Here is a 16,708-nt window from a genome sequence, read left to right as displayed (position 1 = left end):
CGGACATCCTCGTCGGCCATCGATGCGAATGCGTGCGCTCAGGCGGCGAACAGGTCGTCGACGGCCTCGGCCTTCGGCAGCGCACCTTCGAGCTCCAGCAGGAACTGCTTGGTCGGCAGGCCGCCACCGAAGCCGGTCAGCGAACCGTCGGCGCCGATCACCCGATGGCAGGGCAGCACGATTGGCAGCGGATTGCGGCCGTTCGCAGCGCCGACCGCGCGCACCGCCGCCGGCCGGCCGACCCGCGAGGCCATCTGCGCGTAGCTGACCGTGCTGCCGTACGGAATCCTCGCCAGCTCCAGCCAGACGCTGCGCTGGAACGCGGTCCCTTCCGGCGCCAGCGGCAGGTCGAAGACGGTGCGCTGGCCGGCGAAATACCCGTCCAGCTGCGCGGCCACCGCATCCAGCAGCGGGTGCTCGCCGGCCTGCCAGCGGGTGTCGCGCGGCACCGGGTGGCGCTGGGCGTGGAACTCGATCGCGTGCACGCCGGCATCGGAGGTGGCGATCCGCAGCGGGCCGACCGGGCTGTGGTAGAGGCGATGGAAGATCGGGGCGGGTGCGTTCATGCGGTTTTCCTCCGCTTGGCGGCGGGACGGGAGGGGGCGTTCGGCGCGGCGCGTGCCGTTTCCGCCGCTTCGCGCCACAGGTGGATCACGGCGTAGGCACGCCACGGGCGCCAGGCCTCGGCATGTGCGGCGAGGGCCTTCGCGCCCAGCCGCGAGCCGTCGGTCGGCAGGGTCTTCTGCAGCACCAGGTCCTCGGACGGGAATGCGTCCGGGTGCGCCAGCGCACGCAGGGCAATGTACTGCGCGGTCCAGGGGCCGATTCCCGGCAGCGCGGTCCAGCGATCGACGAATTCCTCCAGGGTCTGCTCCGGACGGAAGTCGATGCGACCATCGAGCAGGGCGCAGGCGATCGTGCGGATGGTTTCCGCGCGGGCCGTGGTCAGTCCGATCCCGGCGAAGTCGGCATCCGCCAGCGCCGCAGGAGTCGGGAACAGATGGGTCAGGCCCTCGACCAATGGCGGCTCGAAGACGCTGCCGAAGCGCGTGGCGAGGCGGGCGGTGACGGTGCGTGCGGCGGCGACGCTGACCTGTTGGCCGATGATCGCGCGCACCGCGATCTCGAAACCGTCCCAGCCGCTGGGCAGGCGCAGGCCCGGGCGTCGTTGCAGCAGCGGTCGCAGCCGGGCATCGGTGGCGAGCGTGGTGGCGACCGCCTGCGGATCGGCGTCGAGGTCGAACATCCGCCGTACGCGCGTCACCACCGCCTGCAACTGCAGCGGCGGCACGCCATGCAGCTCCAGCTTCAGCGCCGGCTCGTCGTCGGGCCAGGCACCGACTCGCAACCAGCCCGGGGGACCGTTGCCGTCGACCGGCGCGATCACGCGCTGGTAGCCGTGTTCGTCCACCACTTCGACGCCCGGCAGTGCACGGCCGCGCAGGAAGTCGAGCATCGCGTCCAGCTCGTACGGCGGGCGGTAGCCCAGGCGCAGGGCCAGGGTCTCGTCGCGCGAGGCCGACGGACGCTTGCGCAGTTCGCGTGGCGCCATCCGGTAGGCCTCCTTGAAGGCGGTGTTGAAGCGGCGCAGGCTGCCGAAGCCGGCGGCCATCGCCACATCAGTGATCGACAGGTCGGTCTCCGTGAGCAGTTGCTTGGCGAACAGCAGCCGGCGGGTCGCGTGCACGCCCAGCGGCGCGGCGCCGAGGCGCTCGACGAACAGTCGCCGCAACTGGCGCTCGCCCAGATGGACGCGCTCGGCCAGCGCCGCGACCGGCGCGTCGGCGAGCAGGCCCTCGTCGATCAGACGGATCGCCCGCGCGACCGCGGCATCGCCGCGCCGCCAGTGGCCGTCGGCGGGCGACAGCTCGGGTCGGCAGCGCAGGCAGGGGCGGTAGCCGGCGGCCTCGGCCGCGGCCGCGTTGGCGAAGTAGCTGACGTTCTTCTCGTGCGCGGGCGGCGCCGGGCAGACCGGCCGGCAGTAGATGCCGGTGGTCGCGACCGCGGTGAAGAACAGGCCGTCGAAACGGACGTCGCGGCTCAGCCGCGCCTGCGCGCAGATCTGCGGCGGCAGTCCGGGGCGGTCGTGGCCGGTCGCGGTGACGGCGGTGGAAGCGGGAGAGGACATGAGTGCAGGCTAGCACCGCCTGCGTCCATCGACTCGCCGGTTTCGGACATCGATGAAGGTATGGGAAGCCAGGCCCGAGTGCTGGGCCTGTTTCCTCTCACTCCTCGCTTTCCAGTGCCGGCAGCAGCGGGGCGATGTCGCCGTCGTTCTCCGCCGGGACGATGCCGACCAGCCGTGCCAGCAGCGGATAGACATCGACATTCTCGAACGGGGGCACGGTCACGCCGTCGCGGAACGCGGGCCCATGCGCGACGAACAGAGCGCGCATCGACGGCAATGCCGGATCGTAGCCATGCGAGCCGCGGGTACCGGCGGTGCGGCGGCGTTCGATGTACTCGGCCGGTATCGCGTCCCAGCCCTCGTCCATCTGGCAGATGATCGACGGCACCCGCGGATTGCGGCCGTAGTGCCAGCGCGCCGGCAGTTCCTGCTTGCGCCAGCACTGGTAGTGCTCGTGGCGCCCCGCGGACCGTTCGACCAGCCTGCGTTCGACTTCGCCGGCGCGGCCCGGCATCGGTTCGATGCCGACCGACTGGCCGTACGACACGACCTTGCCGTCCTGCATCGATACGATGTCCTCCACCGCGATCGCCTGATCGCCCCGGGTCGCCGCCATGCCGTGGTCGGAAACGACGATGAGATTGACGGCGTCGAGCAGGTCGCGCGCCTGCAGCCCGTCGAGCAGCCTGCCGATCGCCGCGTCGGCCTCGGCGACCGCCGCTCGCGTTTCCGGCGAATCCGGGCCGTGGTCGTGGCCGGCCTTGTCGACGCGCTCGAAATACAGGGTGGCGATGCGCGGCCGGGTCGCCGCCGGTTCGGCCAGCCAGCCGAGCACGGTGTCGACGCGTGTCTCGTAGGGCATGTCGGCATCGAACGGCTTCCAGCGGTCCGGGCGCACGCCCTGGACGGGCGCCTCGCTGCCAGGCCAGAACAGCGTCGCATTCGGCAGCCCCGCCTTGTGCGCGCCGACCCAGATCGGTTCGCCGCCCCACCAGCGGCCGTCGCCCACCGCCTCGCGGTTGCTCAACCGGAACACGCCCAGCCCGGCGTCCTCCATGCTGTTGTGGACGATGCCGTGACGGTCCGGGCGCAGTCCGGTGACGATGCTGTAGTGGTTCGGAAAGGTCAGCGACGGATAGGACGGATTCATCCATTCGGCGCGGACGCCGCCGTCGACGAGGCGTTGCAGGTTCGGAGTGATGCCGAGCTCGAGGTAGTCGGGGCGGAAGCCGTCGATCGACACCAACAGCACGGGTGGTGAGGAGTTCGGGACCCGGGCCGCGGCCGGGCCGCCCCGCGCTTCATGCGGCGACGAAACGCAGGCTGCAAGGAAAAGGAGAGCGGCGGCGGCCAGAACGGCAGCCAGGGCGGCGCGCGCCGCGCGCGCACGGATCGGGATGGATGGCATGGAGCGATCTTGACGGGGAGATGTTGCAGGCGATGGGGGATGTCGTTCCGCGGAGCGGGGACCTGCTTGCGGCCGGCTGCTCAGCATTGCGCGGAGAGCCCTGCTGCGTATCGCAGGCCGCCGGCCAGATGACGGCGGAAGGTCGCGTCCGCGTACACGGCCGGATCGTGGCCGAGGCCCGTATACCAGGCCCGGCCGCCGAGGCGTTCATGACACCAGGCGATCGGATGGTCGCCGTCCATCCCACCGCCTTCGTACAGGGTCTCGTCGACGGTGGCGATCACCGTGACGCGGCCGCGTGGGTTGTCGCGATAGTTGTAGATCTCGTCGGTGACCGGCCAGTGACGCTCCCCGGGCGCGATGCCTTCGCGGGCGAATTCCACGCGCGTGCTCTGCAGGCCCGGCGGGTGGTTGGCGAACCATGCGCCGACCAGGTCCCCGTACCACGGCCAGTCGTGCTCGGTATCGGCTGCCGAATGGATGCCGATGAAGCCGCCGCCGCTCTGGACGAAAGCCTTCATCGCCCGCTGCCCGTGCTCGTCGAGCACGTCGCCGGTGGTGTTGGCGAACACCACCAGCCGGTAGGGGGCGAGGTTGCCGGGATTGAAGTCGGCGGGATTCTCGCTGGCATCGACGGCGATCGACTCGGCTTCCGCAAGCTGACGCAGCGTCTTCAGCGCATCCGGAATGGAGTCGTGTCGCCATCCTGTGGTGCGGGTGAAAACCAGCATGCGCAATGGAGGCGTCGCCTCGGTTGCGCCGGGCCCGTTCGACAAAGTGTCCCCGGAACAGGCGCACAGGCCCGCCAGCAGGCAGATCGACAGCAGGAGCCGCCGGGTTCGGTTCACGATCGGGTTCTCCATACATGGAGGCTGCAGGGGTGCGACGGTCCGGCCGCAAGCGACGTACAGGGTAATCGTGGCAACGACGTCACCTGCTGGAGAAACCATCCCATGAGCCGCGGCAATTCCATCGGACCACAGTCCATATTGGCCAGTATCGCACTCCTGTTGGGCGCATCGGCGCTGGACGCCACGGCGCAGACCGCCGAGGTGCCATCGGCGCAGATGCCCCGGGCCGCCTCGGTACAGCCGGAGAAGGGGGATGCGGAAGTCGAAGCGCGGTCCGGTGGAGTCGCCGCCGACCGCGACGGGACACACGCTCCACGCTGCATGCGCCAGACCGGTTCGAATATCCGCTCTCGCGACTGCACCGCTGCCCGCGGCCGCGCCCATGACCGCGACGACCAGGAGGCCAGCGGCCGCGCCGACGTCGGGACGCGCGTGCATGCCGCCGAGACGAGCACGCAGATACTCAACCGCGCCAACGACTGAGCGGGACCGCGCGGTTTCGGCGACCCGATTCCTGCATGGTCCGCTCAGCGGTTCCCGATCCGTTGACCATGCTGTTGGAGCGGTGCATCCGGACGTCCTCCACGACCTTCCCCCGGGTCCCGGGTGCCCGCTCCGCTGCTTTTTCGCCGGTTGCCCGTGTTTCCGGTCATCGCCGTCCGCACCCGGTTTTCTCCGTACAGGCGGCGTTTATGCCAAGTCTGCCTCCTCGGTTATCCTTGTCGGCCGTTCGCCGCCAAGGGTGCGGCACGTCGCATTTCCAGGGATGGGAGCTTCCGGTGCCCGAGCCGTCGCCACGGCTTTCGGCGCCGGCCCGCACGGCAGGCCGCGATCGCGGCCGATCCGCCGACAAGAACAAGAAGCCTTTCGCCATGGACTATTTACAGTCGTTTTCTCGGTCGCTCTTCCGGCCCGCGCTGCACCTGCGCACGGGCAACCGCTCCGGCCTTGCGCTGATCGCGCTCTGGGCGGCGCTGTGGTGCGGCGTTCCGGCAGGCGCGGATGCGCAGACCATCGACGAGCCCGGCGTGCACCTGGTCGACCCGCGCAGCGGGCAGGGCCACGACGTGGACGCGCGGGGACAGGACAAGGCGTCCGCACGCAAACCCGGGCCGGCCGGCGGACCGGGTCCGGCCTATTGCGCCGGCCGTCCCGGCAGTGACGCGCGACCGGACAACTGCATCGATACCCAGGTGCGGGAAGACGAGGCCAGGCGCAAGTCGATCGAGGCGGCCAGGCGTTCGGGCGTGGAGGTCGGTACCCACGTCCGCGACCGGATCCCGCAGCGACCGGTGCAGCGCAATCACTGATCGGGGAGGCGGGCCGGTTCATGCCGGTCCGCCTGCAGCCCGGCGAACAGGCGCTGCAGCGACCGCTCGTAGAAGTCGCGGAACATCGCTTCGTCGTAATTGAAGCGGCCGCTGCGGTACAGCGCGACCAGACCGTGGGTGTGCGCCCACAGCGTCATGGTGACGGCCCATGCGTCGTCCTCGCGCAGCGCGCCGGCCGCGATCGCATCGGCAACCGCGTCGGCGACCACGGTCAGGGTCGGCGAGCGGCGTGCGCGGAAGTCCTCCGGATAGCGTCTCGCGTCGCGCCGCGGCATCGAGAACGCCAGGTCGAACAGGTGTGGATGGGTGAGGGCGTAGTCCAGATAGAGGCGATGCACCTCGATCAGCCGGGTCAGTGGATCGAGCCCCTGCGCGCGTGCCGACCAGTGCCCGGCGATCGACTCGAAGCTGTCCTCGCCGATCCGCGCCAGCAGGGCTTCGCGGTTCTCGAAGTGACGGTAGATCGCCATCGGTGACAGCCCGACCGCGGCCGCGACCCGGCGCATCGTCACCCCTGCTGGTCCTTCACGCTCGAACAGGCGGCGGGCGGCCCGGAGGATGCGACCTGCGGAATCGGAACGGGCTTTCATGTGTACAGCGTAAACAAAACCGCGGGTTCCGGCCGGTTTCGCGCCGGAATCGACCGCGGTGCGGGGTCATCGATGCGTCGGCGGCGGTGCCGCGATGCGCGGCGGCGCGATAATGGCGGCATCGAACGCCCGCCCTTCGGGCATGACCATCGGAGCCCCTCATGAGCCAGAGCGTCCGCAACCGCCACGATCCATCCCGCACGATCCGCGCGCCGCGCGGCAGCGAACTGAGCTGCAGGTCATGGCTGACCGAGGCGCCGTTCCGGATGATCCAGAACAACCTCGATCCGGAGGTCGCCGAGCACCCGGAGGATCTGGTGGTTTACGGCGGCATCGGCCGCGCCGCGCGCGACTGGGACAGCTTCGACGCGATCCTCGAATCGCTGAAGGAGCTTGGCGACGATGAAACCCTGCTGGTGCAGTCCGGCAAGCCGGTCGGCGTCTTCCCGACCCATCCGGATGCGCCGCGGGTGCTGATCGCCAATTCCAACCTGGTGCCGGCCTGGGCCAACTGGGAGCACTTCAACGAGCTCGACCGCAAAGGCCTGATGATGTACGGGCAGATGACGGCGGGGTCGTGGATCTACATCGGCAGCCAGGGCATCGTGCAGGGCACCTACGAAACCTTCGTCGAGATGGGCCGCCAGCACTACGGCGGCGACCTCAAGGGCAAGTGGATCCTGACTGCGGGCCTGGGCGGCATGGGTGGCGCGCAACCGCTGGCGGCGTCGCTCGCCGGCGCCTGCAGCCTCAACATCGAATGCCAGCAGAGCCGGATCGACATGCGCCTGCGCACGCGCTACGTCGACGAGCAGGCGAGCGACCTCGATGACGCGCTGGCGCGGATCGAGAGGTACACCGAAGCCGGCGAGGCGAAGTCGATCGCCTTGCTCGGCAATGCCGCCGAGATCCTGCCGCGGATGGTCGAGCGCGGCGTGCGTCCGGATGCGGTCACCGACCAGACCTCCGCGCACGACCCGGTGCACGGCTACCTGCCGATCGGCTGGAGCGTCGAGCAGTGGGAGCGGATGCAGAAGGAGGATCCGGTCCGTGTGCGCGACGCGGCCAAGAAGTCGATGCGCGTCCATGTCGAGGCGATGCTGCACTTCGAGGACATGGGCATTCCGGTCTTCGACTACGGCAACAATATCCGCCAGATGGCCAAGGACGAGGGCTGCGAGAACGCGTTCGACTTCCCGGGCTTCGTACCGGCCTACGTGCGTCCGCTGTTCTGCCGCGGCGTCGGACCGTTCCGCTGGGTCGCGCTGTCGGGCGATCCGGAGGACATCTACAGGACCGATGCCAAGGTCAAGGAACTGATCCCCGACGACGCCCACCTGCACAACTGGCTGGACATGGCCAGGGAGCGGATCAGCTTCCAGGGCCTGCCGGCGCGGATCTGCTGGGTCGGCCTCGGCCTGCGCCACAAGCTCGGCCTCGCCTTCAACGAGATGGTCCGCAACGGCGAGCTGAAGGCGCCGGTGGTGATCGGCCGCGATCACCTGGACAGCGGCAGCGTCGCCAGCCCGAACCGCGAGACCGAGGCGATGAAGGACGGCTCCGACGCGGTGTCCGACTGGCCGCTGCTCAACGCGATGCTCAACGTCGCCGGCGGCGCGACCTGGGTGTCGCTGCACCACGGTGGCGGCGTCGGCATGGGCTACAGCCAGCACAGCGGCGTGGTGATCGTCTGCGACGGCAGCGAAGCCGCCGACAGGCGCATCGCCCGGGTGCTGTGGAACGACCCCGGTACCGGAGTGATGCGCCACGCCGACGCTGGCTACGAGGCCGCGAAACAGTGCGCGAAGGAGCAGGGCCTGAAGCTGCCGATGGCGTAAGGTCGCGGTCCCGGCAGCATCGCGACGGCCCGGCCGGCTCCGGGCCGTCGTCGTTTCCGGATCCCGGCCGGCGAAGGGGGTTGCATCCGCGGCGGAGTCGGAGTAAATAGTTAATAAATTAATTAACTATTGTCGCCACAATGTCGATCGATCGTGTCTTCGAGGCGCTCGCCTCGGTTCCCCGCCGCAAGATCCTGGCCTATCTCAGCGAGGGCGAGATGACCGCGGGCGAAATCGGCGAGCGCTTCGACTTCAGCAAGCCGGCGCTGTCCGGTCACCTGCGCGTGCTGGAGGACGCGGGCCTGATCGTGCGCGAGCGCCGCGGTCAGTTCGTCTACTTCCGCCAGCAGACCGAACGACTGACCAACACGCTGTTCGGCTGGATGACCGAAGCGTGTCCGGTGGCGCGGCCGCTGAAGCGCGAGAGCCGGGCCCGTGCGCAGGAGAAACGCGGCGGGCGCGGCAACGACGACACCGGATCCTCGAAGTCCTGACGCCGGAGGCCACTGATGGGTATCGCACAGGGACGCGTCGACACTTTTCCATCGGTCTCGCTCCGGTCCCGTTCCGGCGGCCTGCCGGTCGAGGTGACGCTGGTCGGGCAGCTTGGAATCGGTGAAGGGGACCGGCTGATCGCCTCGACGGCCGCGCTGCAGGCGCGCCATCCGCATCACGCCGACGCCCTGGACGAGCCGTCGGCACGTATCGGCAGCATGGATCTGTCGCGCGGCGATCCGACCGCGCTGTATTCCTTCGTCGTCGGTCCGCAGGGGCATCCATTCCATTGTCATGCCGGCCACCGCGTGTTCACCGCGGTCGCCGGCAGCGGCGGTGCGCGGCTGTGCTTTTCGACGGAGTCGCGGGAACGGATCGACGCCGATCCGCGTGGTTTTGCCCGCACGCTCGAATGCGTCGACGTGCCCCCCGATGCGATGTTCACCGTCCGCTTCGGCGGCGGCACCTGGCATCGCTTCGTTCCGCTCGCCGCGGGGCATCCGGCCCTGATGGCCCTGTCCTGTCACAGCAACGAGCTGGGCGGCGGACTGTCGTCGGAACTCGAGCGCCTGGTCCGCGCCGGGCAGGGGGACATTCCGTCGCTGACGGAGCTGCTGCCGGATACCGTGGCAGAAGCAGTCGCGGAGGCCTTCGCCGCCGGCCAGGTGCCGGCGACCGTCCTGGCGTTGTCGGCGCCCGCGGACAGCCTTGCGGGGCGGGCCTGTCGCCGCTCACGTTCGATGGCGGGCATTCTCGGTGCGCGCATGCGTCGCACGAGGAAACCCCGGGGGTTTGCCGCCCGCAACGCCGGGCACTGCAGGGTCGACGAACATCCGTCGCCGCCGCCCGGTTCGTTGCTGGCGGACGTGCTCGATGGTGCCAACGTGCATCAGGACTGGTTCGCGCTCGAGCTGCCTTCCGGGACCATGCCGGAGGCCGACGTCGAGCGGATCATGGCCTGCATGCTGGAAGGCTTCGTGTGCAATCAGGCTGCGAGCGTCACCGGGCTGATGGCGTTCCGCAATGTGCTGGTCCGACCTCTGGGGCTGCGGACGTCGCGCCTGGGCTGTCCGGCATCGTCGCTGCTGTCGGAGGGGCCTTGCCGGCAGCGCTTCGACGGACGCTTTCCGGTGCTGGATGTGCGCCGCGAAGAGAGCGGGCGCTGGGTGGAAGTGCTGCTGGGAGCGGACGACAGACATCTGTCGTTCCGTTCCTGCGTGCGCGTTGAGCGGATGACGGATGGAACGACCCGGTTCGGACTGGGAACCCGGGTCCGGCCGACGAACCTGTTTGGCCGGCTCTACATCGCGATGATCACGCGCACGCATCGCCGCCATGTCGCACCGACGATGCTGCGTTCCGCTGTCGCACACGTGGCACGGGCGGTCGCGGACGTACCGGGGATTGGCGCTCCACGCGTACTGCTGCCGCTGCCGGTCGCGTGACGGCGGCGCGTCGGCAGTTGTGGCGGAACTCGCGGGATTGCGGTTCTCGCCCCGCTCCGCCCGCGAATGCGTCAGAATGTACGGCCCTCGCGCCCCGCAGGCGCATGTTGGAACGGCTCGCGATGAACGCCTCTGCCCCTTGCCGCCAGTGCGGCTGCGAATACACCTACGAGGACGGCAACCTGGTCGTCTGCCCCGAGTGCGGGCATGAGCAGGTGGCCGGTGAAGTGGCGGAGATCGCCGGGGAGGAGACCGTCGTCGTCGATGCGAACGGCAATGTGCTGGGCGACGGTGATGCAGTGATCGTGATCAAGGACCTGAAGGTCAAGGGTTCCTCCTCGGTGGTGAAGGTCGGCACCAAGGTCAGGAACATCCGCCTGGTCGAAGGCGACCACAACATCGACTGCAAGATCGAAGGTATCGGTGCCATGAAGCTGAAGTCGGAATTCGTCAGGAAGGCGTAGCCGCGACGACCGGTGGAGCCGCCGCGGGCCCGGCACCTTCTGCGGTCCGCCGCCTGCCGTCCGTCGCGGCAGGTTCCGATGATCCTGCCTGCCCCGAACGGGCGTCGCCTGGCTGTCGATCGCGGGCATTGCCGATCGTCGTACCGATATGCAGGCCGGCCGGGTGCAGCTGTCCGTCGGCTGCCCACCATTGGATACCAGAACCATGTCAACGATGAACGAACAAGACACGTCCGTCCCGCAGTCCGGTGCGGCGGAAGCCGCCATGGCGGCCCCCTCGGCGCGGCCGTCGCTGTGGAGCGAGTTGCGCGACGCCGTCCGCGGTACCGGCGCCGACTACACGAAGATCCCGCTCCGCCGCGCGGTGTTCCTGCTGGCGGTGCCGATGGTGCTGGAACTGGTGCTGGAGTCGACGTTCGCGGTCGCGGACATCTTCTTCGTCGGCAAGCTCGGGCCATCGGCGGTGGCGACCGTCGGACTGACCGAGAGCTACCTGTTTCTGCTGTACTCGGTCGCGATGGGGCTGTCGATGGCGGTGACCGCCGTGGTCGCGCGCCGGATCGGCGAGCACAAGCCCGACGAGGCGGCGGTCACCGCGGTGCAGGCGATCCTGGTCGCGTTGCTGGCGTCGGTGCCGTTCGCGATCGCTGGCATCGTCTACGCCCGCGAACTGCTGCAGCTGATGGGCGCCGATGCGTGGACGCTCGAGCACGGCGTCGGCTACATGCAGTGGATGCTCGGTGGCAACGCGGTGATCCTGCTGCTGTTCGTGATCAACGCGATCTACCGCGGGGCAGGAGATGCGGCGATCGCGATGCGGGTGCTATGGGTGGCCAACGGCCTGAACATCGTGCTCGATCCGATCCTGATCTTCGGTCTGGGCCCGATTCCGGCGATGGGGGTGGAGGGTGCGGCGATCGCGACCAACATCGGCCGCGGCGCCGGCGTCCTGATGCAGCTGTGGGTGCTGTTCCGCGGCGGCCGCCACATCCGTGTCGCCGCGTCGCAGCTGGTTCTGCGCGGCGCGACGATGCTGAACATCGTGCGTACCTCGCTGGGCGGCATCGGCCAGATGATCGTCGCGACCACCTCGTGGATCTTCCTGCTGCGCATTCTCGCCAGCCTCGGCAGCGAGGCGGTGGCCGGCGCGACGATCGCGATCCGGATCATGATGTTCACGCTGATGCCGGCCTGGGGCATGTCGAACGCCGCCGCGACCCTGGTGGGGCAGAACCTCGGCGCCGACGAGCCGGGCCGCGCCGAGGCCTCGGTATGGCGTATCGGCTGGTACAACATGGCTTTCACGCTCGCGGTGTCGGTGATGTTCTTCTTCTTCCATGACCGCATCGTCGCCCTGTTCACCGACGAGCCCGCGGTGATCGCGATCGGCGGCGAATGGTTGCGAATCCTGTCGTACTCGTACTTCGTCTACGGCTGGTGGATGGTGTCGGTGCAGGCATTCAACGGTGCCGGCGACACCGCAACGCCGACCTGGATCAACGTGGTGTTCTTCTGGCTGATCCAGATCCCGCTGTCGTACCTGCTGGCGATCGCGCTCGACTGGCAGCACTCGGGCGTGTTCTGGGCGGTTTTCGTGTCCGAGACCGCGGTCGGCCTGTTCACGCTGTGGCTGTTCTCGCGCGGTCGCTGGAAGGCGGCGAAGGTGTAGCGGGCTGCCCACGGATGGGACGCTCCGTCCGTGCGCGCCGTCCGCGGAACGGGCGCACGGGCGGCCGGTCCCGTCGGAGGCGGCGCCCGCCTATGTCGGAGCCGCCCCAACGGCTCGCCTCGGCACCTCGGGCGCCGCGTACTTCAGGCACAACGCCCGTTTGCGTACCGGCGACAGCCGCTTGATGGCGTGCTCGGCGCGGCTGGCGGCCGAGCGGTCCGGATACTCGAAGCGGGCCAGCAGGCGCTCCGGCGGCCATGCCCGGGTGAAGCGTGCACCTTTGCCGGCGGCATGCTCCCGATAGCGGCGCTCGACGTCGGTCGCGATCCCGGTGTAGATCCGGGCGCCACGGCATTCGATCAGGTAGACGAACCAGCTGGACATCGCCGCAGTGTAGCGGCGCGGCGCCACATTGGCATTGCCATCACCTGCGCAGGTGTACTGGAAGGGGCCCGTTCCATGGCCGAGCTTCGCGGATTGTGCGAACGGGCAGGTTTCAGCGAGGTGCGCACCTATATCGCCAGCGGCAACGTCGTATTGCGCAGCGACGCCGCCAGCGCACGGGTGAAAGCGATGCTGGAGTCGGTGCTCGAAGCATACGCGGGCAGGCCGGTGGGCGTGATGGTGCGTTCACCGGAGGAAATGTCGGCGGTGCTGGCGGACCACCCGTTCCCGGACGCCGCGCCCAACCGGGTGGTCGCGATATTCCCCGATGACGCTCCGTCGGCGGATGCGCTGGACGGCGTCAGCGGGCGCAAGGACGAACAGCTGGCGCTGGGGCGCCGTGAGATATACGTCCACTACGGCGACGGCATGGCGCAGTCGAAACTCAACGTCCCTGCATCGAAGACCGGCACCGCGCGCAACATGAACACGATCGCCAGGCTGGTGGAAAGGGCGCGCGGTTGAGTTCCGGAATTGACGGCGGTTGAACGCCGCCGGTGACATGATCGGCTCGGGCAGGGGCTTGATCCGCATGGAGACCGCACCATGATCGACATCCTGCCATCCGCGCCGCACGTGGCGGCATTCCACTTCACCGGCACCCTGACCGGCGAGGATTACGACGCCTGCGTCGCCGAGATCGAGACCCGCCTGTCGATGCATCCCCGCATCGCCGTCTATACCGACCTCACCGGGATGACCGGCATGAGTGCGGAAGCGATGGGCAAGGATGTCCGCTACGCGATCGACAAGTTCGGCGAGTACAGCCGGTTCGCGCGCGCGGCGGTGGTCACCGAGCGTCACTGGCTGGCCAACGTGTCGACGTTCGTCGGCAAGCTGGTGCCGACTACCGAGCTGAAGACGTTCGAGCCTGATGAGCGCGGTGCGGCGATGACCTGGGCGTCGCAACCGGTTCCGCGCAGATAGCGGACAGGTCGGCCGCCATCACCATTCGGTCCGCCGCGGCAGCAGGCCCTGCAGTTCGGCGTCGGTGAGATTGCGCCACTGGCCCGGCTTGAGATGTCCGAGCTTGACGTTGCCGATACGCACGCGGACCAGCTGCTTGACCCGGTAGCCGAAGTGGGCGGCCATCAGTCGGATCTGCCGGTTCAGGCCCTGCACGAGAACGATTCGGAAACCGAAGCGGCCGAGCCTGCCGGCCCTGCAGGGCAGGGTCGTCTGGCCATGTACCGGCACGCCCCGGCTCATCCCGCGGAGGAACTCGTCGCTCACTGCATGATTCACCGCGACCAGGTATTCCTTCTCCAGCTTGTTCTCCGCGCGCAGGATCTCGTTGACGATGTCGCCGTTGCTGGTGAGCAGGATCAGGCCTTCGGAATCCTTGTCCAGACGGCCGATCGGGAAGATCCGCTGCTCGTGGCCGACGAAGTCGACGATGTTGCCCTTGACCCCCGACTCGGTCGTGCAGGTGATCCCGACCGGCTTGTTCAATGCGATGTAGACGTGCCGGCGCCGGCCGCGGGCGGCGCTGCGGGCATGCAGGGCCTCGCCGTCGACCAGCACCGTGTCGCCCTCGGCCAGCCCGGTGCCGATCCGCGCGCGCAGGCCATTGACGCTGACGCGGCCGGCGGCGATCAGGCGGTCGGCCTCGCGCCGGGAGCAGAAGCCGGTATCACTGATGAACTTGTTCAGGCGCATGGGCAGGGCGGGCGGTCCGCGACGCTGCCACGGGACCGGCAGGCGGGCGCGAATCCTGTCACAGCCGGGGCGTTTGCGCATCTGCCAACCGGGGATCCGTGAGCCGGCGTTCATCGGGGCACGACAGCACTGTGGAGGAACGCCACTGCCGGCACGTGTGGCGGGTGGCGTGCGCATGGCCTCCGGGCAACCGGGCGGGTCACTCTGCGGCCGTCGCGCGGGTGTAGGATGCCGGCACCCGCCGGATACGGGGGCGTGGACGGGCCGCACGCGCTGCTGGCGGGCTGCGGACAGGGAATGAACCCATGAGATGGAGGAAGGGGACTCGTGAATCTGGAACGTTGGAAGGCCGGCGTATTCGCCATCGCCATGCTGGTCGCCTGCGGCGCGGCCGCGACCGAAGCCGATGACCGCCCGTGGCAGGTCGAGTACGAGAGGATCCAGTACGTCGTCAATCAGGACGGCAGCTACTCGGAGTCGCGGGAAACGGCGACCCGGGTGCTCAGGGAGCCGGCGCTCGAGTACGCGAAGAACGCCTCGGTGAGCTACAGCACGAGCATCCAGAAGGCCGACATCCTGGAGGCGTACACGCTGAAGGCCGACGGCCGCAGGATTCCGGTCCCGCCGGGCAACTACCAGGTCAGCGCCAGCTCGGGGCAGGACGGGGACTCTCCTGTCTACTCGGACCGCTCGACGCTGACGGTGGTGTTTCCCGAGCTCGCGGTCGGCGACACGACGGTATTCTCGTACCGGCTGACGACGAATACGCCGTTGTTCGCGGGCCACTTCTCGGTCATCGAGAGCTTCAGTCCGGCGACGTACTACGGGGACGTCACCGTATCCGTCGATGCGCCGGCGGACCTCGACGCGCGCCACCGGACGTGGCAGATGCGCGAATCCACGGTGAAGCGCCGCGGCGATCGCAGGATCGTCGAGTGGCATTGGCAGAACCGCGATCCGGTGGAGCCGGAAAGCCTTCGCGACACCGTCTTCAACGTCGAACGCTATCCGGGTTACGCGTTCTCGACCTTCGACAGCTACAGGCAGATCGCGGAGGCCTATGGCGGACCGGCCAATGCCAAGGCGGTGCCCACGCCACGCATCCGCGAGCTGGCCGACGAAATCGCCGGCGACGCGCAGGAACCGCGCGAAGTCGCCAGGCGGCTGTACGAATGGGTCTCGCGCAACATCACCTATGCGGGCAACTGCATCGGGCTGGGCGCGGTGGTTCCGCGCGATCTCGACGCCGTGCTCGACAACCGGATGGGTGATTGCAAGGACCATGCGACGCTGCTGCAGGCACTGCTGAAGGCCCGGGGCATCGACAGCACACAGGCGCTGATCAATGCCGGGGGAACGTATTCGCTTCCCGACATTCCTGTGGCGTCGGTGGTGAACCACGTGATCAGCTACATCCCGGACATGGATCTGTACCTGGATTCGACCGCGGCAACGGTGCCGTTCGGCAGCCTGCCGGGCAGCGTGGCCGGCAAGCCGGTGCTGCTGGTCGACGGCCACCATCCGGAGGCGCGCACGCCGGCCAACGACGTCGGCCGGGACGGGCAGAAGCTGGTCACCCGGTTGCGGGTCGATCCGGACGGCTCGATTTCGGGCACGCAGCGCCTGGAGCTGAGCGGTCGCCTGGCGGTCGCCGCGCGCGACCAGTTCCGCGACATGCCGGCCAGCGATGTCGACGAGCTGGTGAAGCGTTATTTCCAGCAGGCCTCGCTGAAGGCCAGCGGCGAGGTCAGCTTTCCGGACCCGAAGCCATTGCTGGAGGAGTTCAGCATCGATGCCGAATTCGAGGTCGAGAAGATGCTGCCGGTTCCGGCCGGCATCCAGGTCCAGCCGTGGTTCGTCAGCTTCGCGCCGATCAGCGGCGTGGTCACGAGCAACCTGGGCAGCGACGAGCATCCGCCGGGCGAGAGCGGCTGCGCGGGCATCGTCTCCGAGGAGCGGTACGAGCTGGAGTTCGCCGACGGGTTGCGGATCGTCGCGCTGCCGCAGGATCTGTCACTGGAGTACGAGGGCGTGAGCTACACGGCGAGCTATCGCCGGGACGGCAACACGGTGCAGGTGCATCGCCTGCTCAACGACCGCACCCCGGGGCCGGTGTGCTCGCCGGAGTACAACGCCGGCTACGCGGCGATGATGCGCCGGATCATGCCGGAGCTGCGTTCCCAGATCATCTACCTGCCGACCACCGAATAGTTGCGCCGATGGCGCCTGTCCTTGCCGGCGGCATGCCGGCAGGCGGGTGCGGGTCCGGACACGGCCCGGGGTTTGCGCATCCGCCTTGCGGGGGCGCCGGCGGGCGTTCACCCGGTGATCGGGGCGCGTCCGCCACGACGACGCTAAGCTGGATATCCGAAAGTGCCCGTATGGA

At 68.9% G+C, this 16,708-nt stretch carries 17 protein-coding genes; 10 read left to right on the top strand and 7 right to left on the bottom strand.

Annotation, left to right across the window (positions count from 1 at the left end):
* Nucleotides 1-38 precede the first annotated feature (38 nt).
* The 4 genes from L3V18_RS05490 to L3V18_RS05475 all read right to left on the bottom strand — a co-directional run bounded on the left by L3V18_RS05490 (nt 39) and on the right by L3V18_RS05475 (nt 4,384).
* Nucleotides 39-566, bottom strand: coding sequence for a methylated-DNA--[protein]-cysteine S-methyltransferase (locus L3V18_RS05490; RefSeq protein WP_237053627.1), 528 nt, complete (start codon nt 564-566; stop codon nt 39-41).
* A complete protein-coding gene (locus L3V18_RS05485) occupies nt 563-2,128 on the bottom strand; it encodes a DNA-3-methyladenine glycosylase 2 family protein (protein ID WP_237053626.1) in 1,566 nt (521 codons plus the stop codon). Before L3V18_RS05485 ends, L3V18_RS05490 begins: the two co-directional genes overlap by 4 nt.
* A gap of 97 nt (nt 2,129-2,225) precedes the next feature.
* Nucleotides 2,226-3,536 carry an alkaline phosphatase family protein gene (locus tag L3V18_RS05480; protein WP_237053625.1) on the bottom strand — a complete coding sequence of 437 codons (1,311 nt, stop codon included), beginning with the start codon at nt 3,534-3,536 and terminating at the stop codon, nt 2,226-2,228.
* 80 nt (nt 3,537-3,616) lie between these two features.
* A complete protein-coding gene (locus L3V18_RS05475; RefSeq protein ID WP_237053624.1) occupies nt 3,617-4,384 on the bottom strand; it encodes a ThuA domain-containing protein in 768 nt (255 codons plus the stop codon).
* 105 nt (nt 4,385-4,489) lie between these two features.
* Here L3V18_RS05475 and L3V18_RS05470 point away from each other — a divergent pair, with 105 nt between their 5' ends.
* Both L3V18_RS05470 and L3V18_RS05465 read left to right on the top strand, forming a co-directional pair.
* Complete coding sequence (locus tag L3V18_RS05470; protein WP_237053623.1) at nt 4,490-4,870, top strand: hypothetical protein; 381 nt, start codon at nt 4,490-4,492, stop codon at nt 4,868-4,870.
* Nucleotides 4,871-5,259: 389 nt separating this feature from the next.
* Nucleotides 5,260-5,697: a hypothetical protein gene (locus L3V18_RS05465; protein WP_237053622.1), complete on the top strand. Its 438-nt coding sequence runs from the start codon at nt 5,260-5,262 to the stop codon at nt 5,695-5,697.
* Here the strand turns inward: L3V18_RS05465 and L3V18_RS05460 are convergent.
* Nucleotides 5,691-6,308, bottom strand: coding sequence for a TetR/AcrR family transcriptional regulator (locus L3V18_RS05460; protein WP_237053621.1), 618 nt, complete (start codon nt 6,306-6,308; stop codon nt 5,691-5,693). The genes L3V18_RS05465 and L3V18_RS05460 overlap by 7 nt on opposite strands.
* Before the next feature lie 161 nt (nt 6,309-6,469).
* Here L3V18_RS05460 and hutU point away from each other — a divergent pair, with 161 nt between their 5' ends.
* From hutU to L3V18_RS05435, 5 genes are all read left to right on the top strand, one after another.
* Nucleotides 6,470-8,146 carry a urocanate hydratase gene (hutU, locus tag L3V18_RS05455; RefSeq protein WP_237053620.1) on the top strand — a complete coding sequence of 559 codons (1,677 nt, stop codon included), beginning with the start codon at nt 6,470-6,472 and terminating at the stop codon, nt 8,144-8,146.
* A 140-nt stretch (nt 8,147-8,286) separates the two neighbouring features.
* Complete coding sequence (locus L3V18_RS05450; RefSeq protein WP_237053619.1) at nt 8,287-8,640, top strand: metalloregulator ArsR/SmtB family transcription factor; 354 nt, start codon at nt 8,287-8,289, stop codon at nt 8,638-8,640.
* Between the two features lie 15 nt (nt 8,641-8,655).
* Nucleotides 8,656-10,086, top strand: coding sequence for a DUF2867 domain-containing protein (locus L3V18_RS05445; protein ID WP_237053618.1), 1,431 nt, complete (start codon nt 8,656-8,658; stop codon nt 10,084-10,086).
* Nucleotides 10,087-10,208: 122 nt separating this feature from the next.
* Complete coding sequence (locus tag L3V18_RS05440) at nt 10,209-10,550, top strand: zinc ribbon domain-containing protein YjdM (protein ID WP_237053617.1); 342 nt, start codon at nt 10,209-10,211, stop codon at nt 10,548-10,550.
* 265 nt (nt 10,551-10,815) lie between these two features.
* Entirely contained in the window at nt 10,816-12,219 is a 1,404-nt protein-coding gene (locus L3V18_RS05435; RefSeq protein WP_237053616.1) for an MATE family efflux transporter, read from the top strand.
* 90 nt (nt 12,220-12,309) lie between these two features.
* Here L3V18_RS05435 and L3V18_RS05430 read toward each other — a convergent pair whose 3' ends face one another.
* On the bottom strand, nt 12,310-12,603 hold the full coding sequence (locus L3V18_RS05430) for a GIY-YIG nuclease family protein (protein ID WP_237053615.1): 294 nt from the start codon (nt 12,601-12,603) through the stop codon (nt 12,310-12,312).
* A gap of 75 nt (nt 12,604-12,678) precedes the next feature.
* Between L3V18_RS05430 and L3V18_RS05425 the strand changes: the two genes are divergently transcribed.
* Both L3V18_RS05425 and L3V18_RS05420 read left to right on the top strand, forming a co-directional pair.
* Nucleotides 12,679-13,128, top strand: coding sequence for a DUF1697 domain-containing protein (locus L3V18_RS05425; protein WP_237053614.1), 450 nt, complete (start codon nt 12,679-12,681; stop codon nt 13,126-13,128).
* Nucleotides 13,129-13,209: 81 nt separating this feature from the next.
* On the top strand, nt 13,210-13,590 hold the full coding sequence (locus L3V18_RS05420; RefSeq protein WP_237053613.1) for a SpoIIAA family protein: 381 nt from the start codon (nt 13,210-13,212) through the stop codon (nt 13,588-13,590).
* 18 nt (nt 13,591-13,608) lie between these two features.
* On the opposite strand, the gene L3V18_RS05415 is transcribed toward L3V18_RS05420, so the two are convergent.
* A complete protein-coding gene (locus tag L3V18_RS05415; RefSeq protein ID WP_237053612.1) occupies nt 13,609-14,322 on the bottom strand; it encodes a pseudouridine synthase in 714 nt (237 codons plus the stop codon).
* A gap of 327 nt (nt 14,323-14,649) precedes the next feature.
* On the opposite strand from L3V18_RS05415, the gene L3V18_RS05410 reads away from it, so the two are divergent.
* Nucleotides 14,650-16,533: a DUF3857 domain-containing protein gene (locus tag L3V18_RS05410; protein ID WP_237053611.1), complete on the top strand. Its 1,884-nt coding sequence runs from the start codon at nt 14,650-14,652 to the stop codon at nt 16,531-16,533.
* The last annotated feature ends 175 nt before the right edge of the window (nt 16,534-16,708 follow it).

It is taken from the genome of Marilutibacter chinensis, from assembly GCF_021725675.1.
Classification (GTDB): domain Bacteria; phylum Pseudomonadota; class Gammaproteobacteria; order Xanthomonadales; family Xanthomonadaceae; genus Marilutibacter; species Marilutibacter chinensis.
Note: the sequence above shows the minus strand (reverse complement) of the source record. Positions and strands in the feature narration are given on the sequence as shown.

Excerpts from the sequence above, each read along its gene's own strand:
- L3V18_RS05490 (WP_237053627.1), bottom strand. The coding sequence starts at position 566 with ATGAACGCACCCGCCCCGATCTTCCATCGCCTCTACCACAGCCCGGTC.
- L3V18_RS05485 (WP_237053626.1), bottom strand. The coding sequence starts at position 2,128 with ATGTCCTCTCCCGCTTCCACCGCCGTCACCGCGACCGGCCACGACCGC.
- L3V18_RS05480 (WP_237053625.1), bottom strand. The coding sequence starts at position 3,536 with ATGCCATCCATCCCGATCCGTGCGCGCGCGGCGCGCGCCGCCCTGGCT.
- L3V18_RS05470 (WP_237053623.1), top strand. The coding sequence starts at position 4,490 with ATGAGCCGCGGCAATTCCATCGGACCACAGTCCATATTGGCCAGTATC.
- L3V18_RS05465 (WP_237053622.1), top strand. The coding sequence starts at position 5,260 with ATGGACTATTTACAGTCGTTTTCTCGGTCGCTCTTCCGGCCCGCGCTG.
- L3V18_RS05460 (WP_237053621.1), bottom strand. The coding sequence starts at position 6,308 with ATGAAAGCCCGTTCCGATTCCGCAGGTCGCATCCTCCGGGCCGCCCGC.
- hutU (WP_237053620.1), top strand. The coding sequence starts at position 6,470 with ATGAGCCAGAGCGTCCGCAACCGCCACGATCCATCCCGCACGATCCGC.
- L3V18_RS05450 (WP_237053619.1), top strand. The coding sequence starts at position 8,287 with ATGTCGATCGATCGTGTCTTCGAGGCGCTCGCCTCGGTTCCCCGCCGC.
- L3V18_RS05445 (WP_237053618.1), top strand. The coding sequence starts at position 8,656 with ATGGGTATCGCACAGGGACGCGTCGACACTTTTCCATCGGTCTCGCTC.
- L3V18_RS05440 (WP_237053617.1), top strand. The coding sequence starts at position 10,209 with ATGAACGCCTCTGCCCCTTGCCGCCAGTGCGGCTGCGAATACACCTAC.
- L3V18_RS05435 (WP_237053616.1), top strand. The coding sequence starts at position 10,816 with ATGGCGGCCCCCTCGGCGCGGCCGTCGCTGTGGAGCGAGTTGCGCGAC.
- L3V18_RS05430 (WP_237053615.1), bottom strand. The coding sequence starts at position 12,603 with ATGTCCAGCTGGTTCGTCTACCTGATCGAATGCCGTGGCGCCCGGATC.
- L3V18_RS05425 (WP_237053614.1), top strand. The coding sequence starts at position 12,679 with ATGGCCGAGCTTCGCGGATTGTGCGAACGGGCAGGTTTCAGCGAGGTG.
- L3V18_RS05420 (WP_237053613.1), top strand. The coding sequence starts at position 13,210 with ATGATCGACATCCTGCCATCCGCGCCGCACGTGGCGGCATTCCACTTC.
- L3V18_RS05415 (WP_237053612.1), bottom strand. The coding sequence starts at position 14,322 with ATGCGCCTGAACAAGTTCATCAGTGATACCGGCTTCTGCTCCCGGCGC.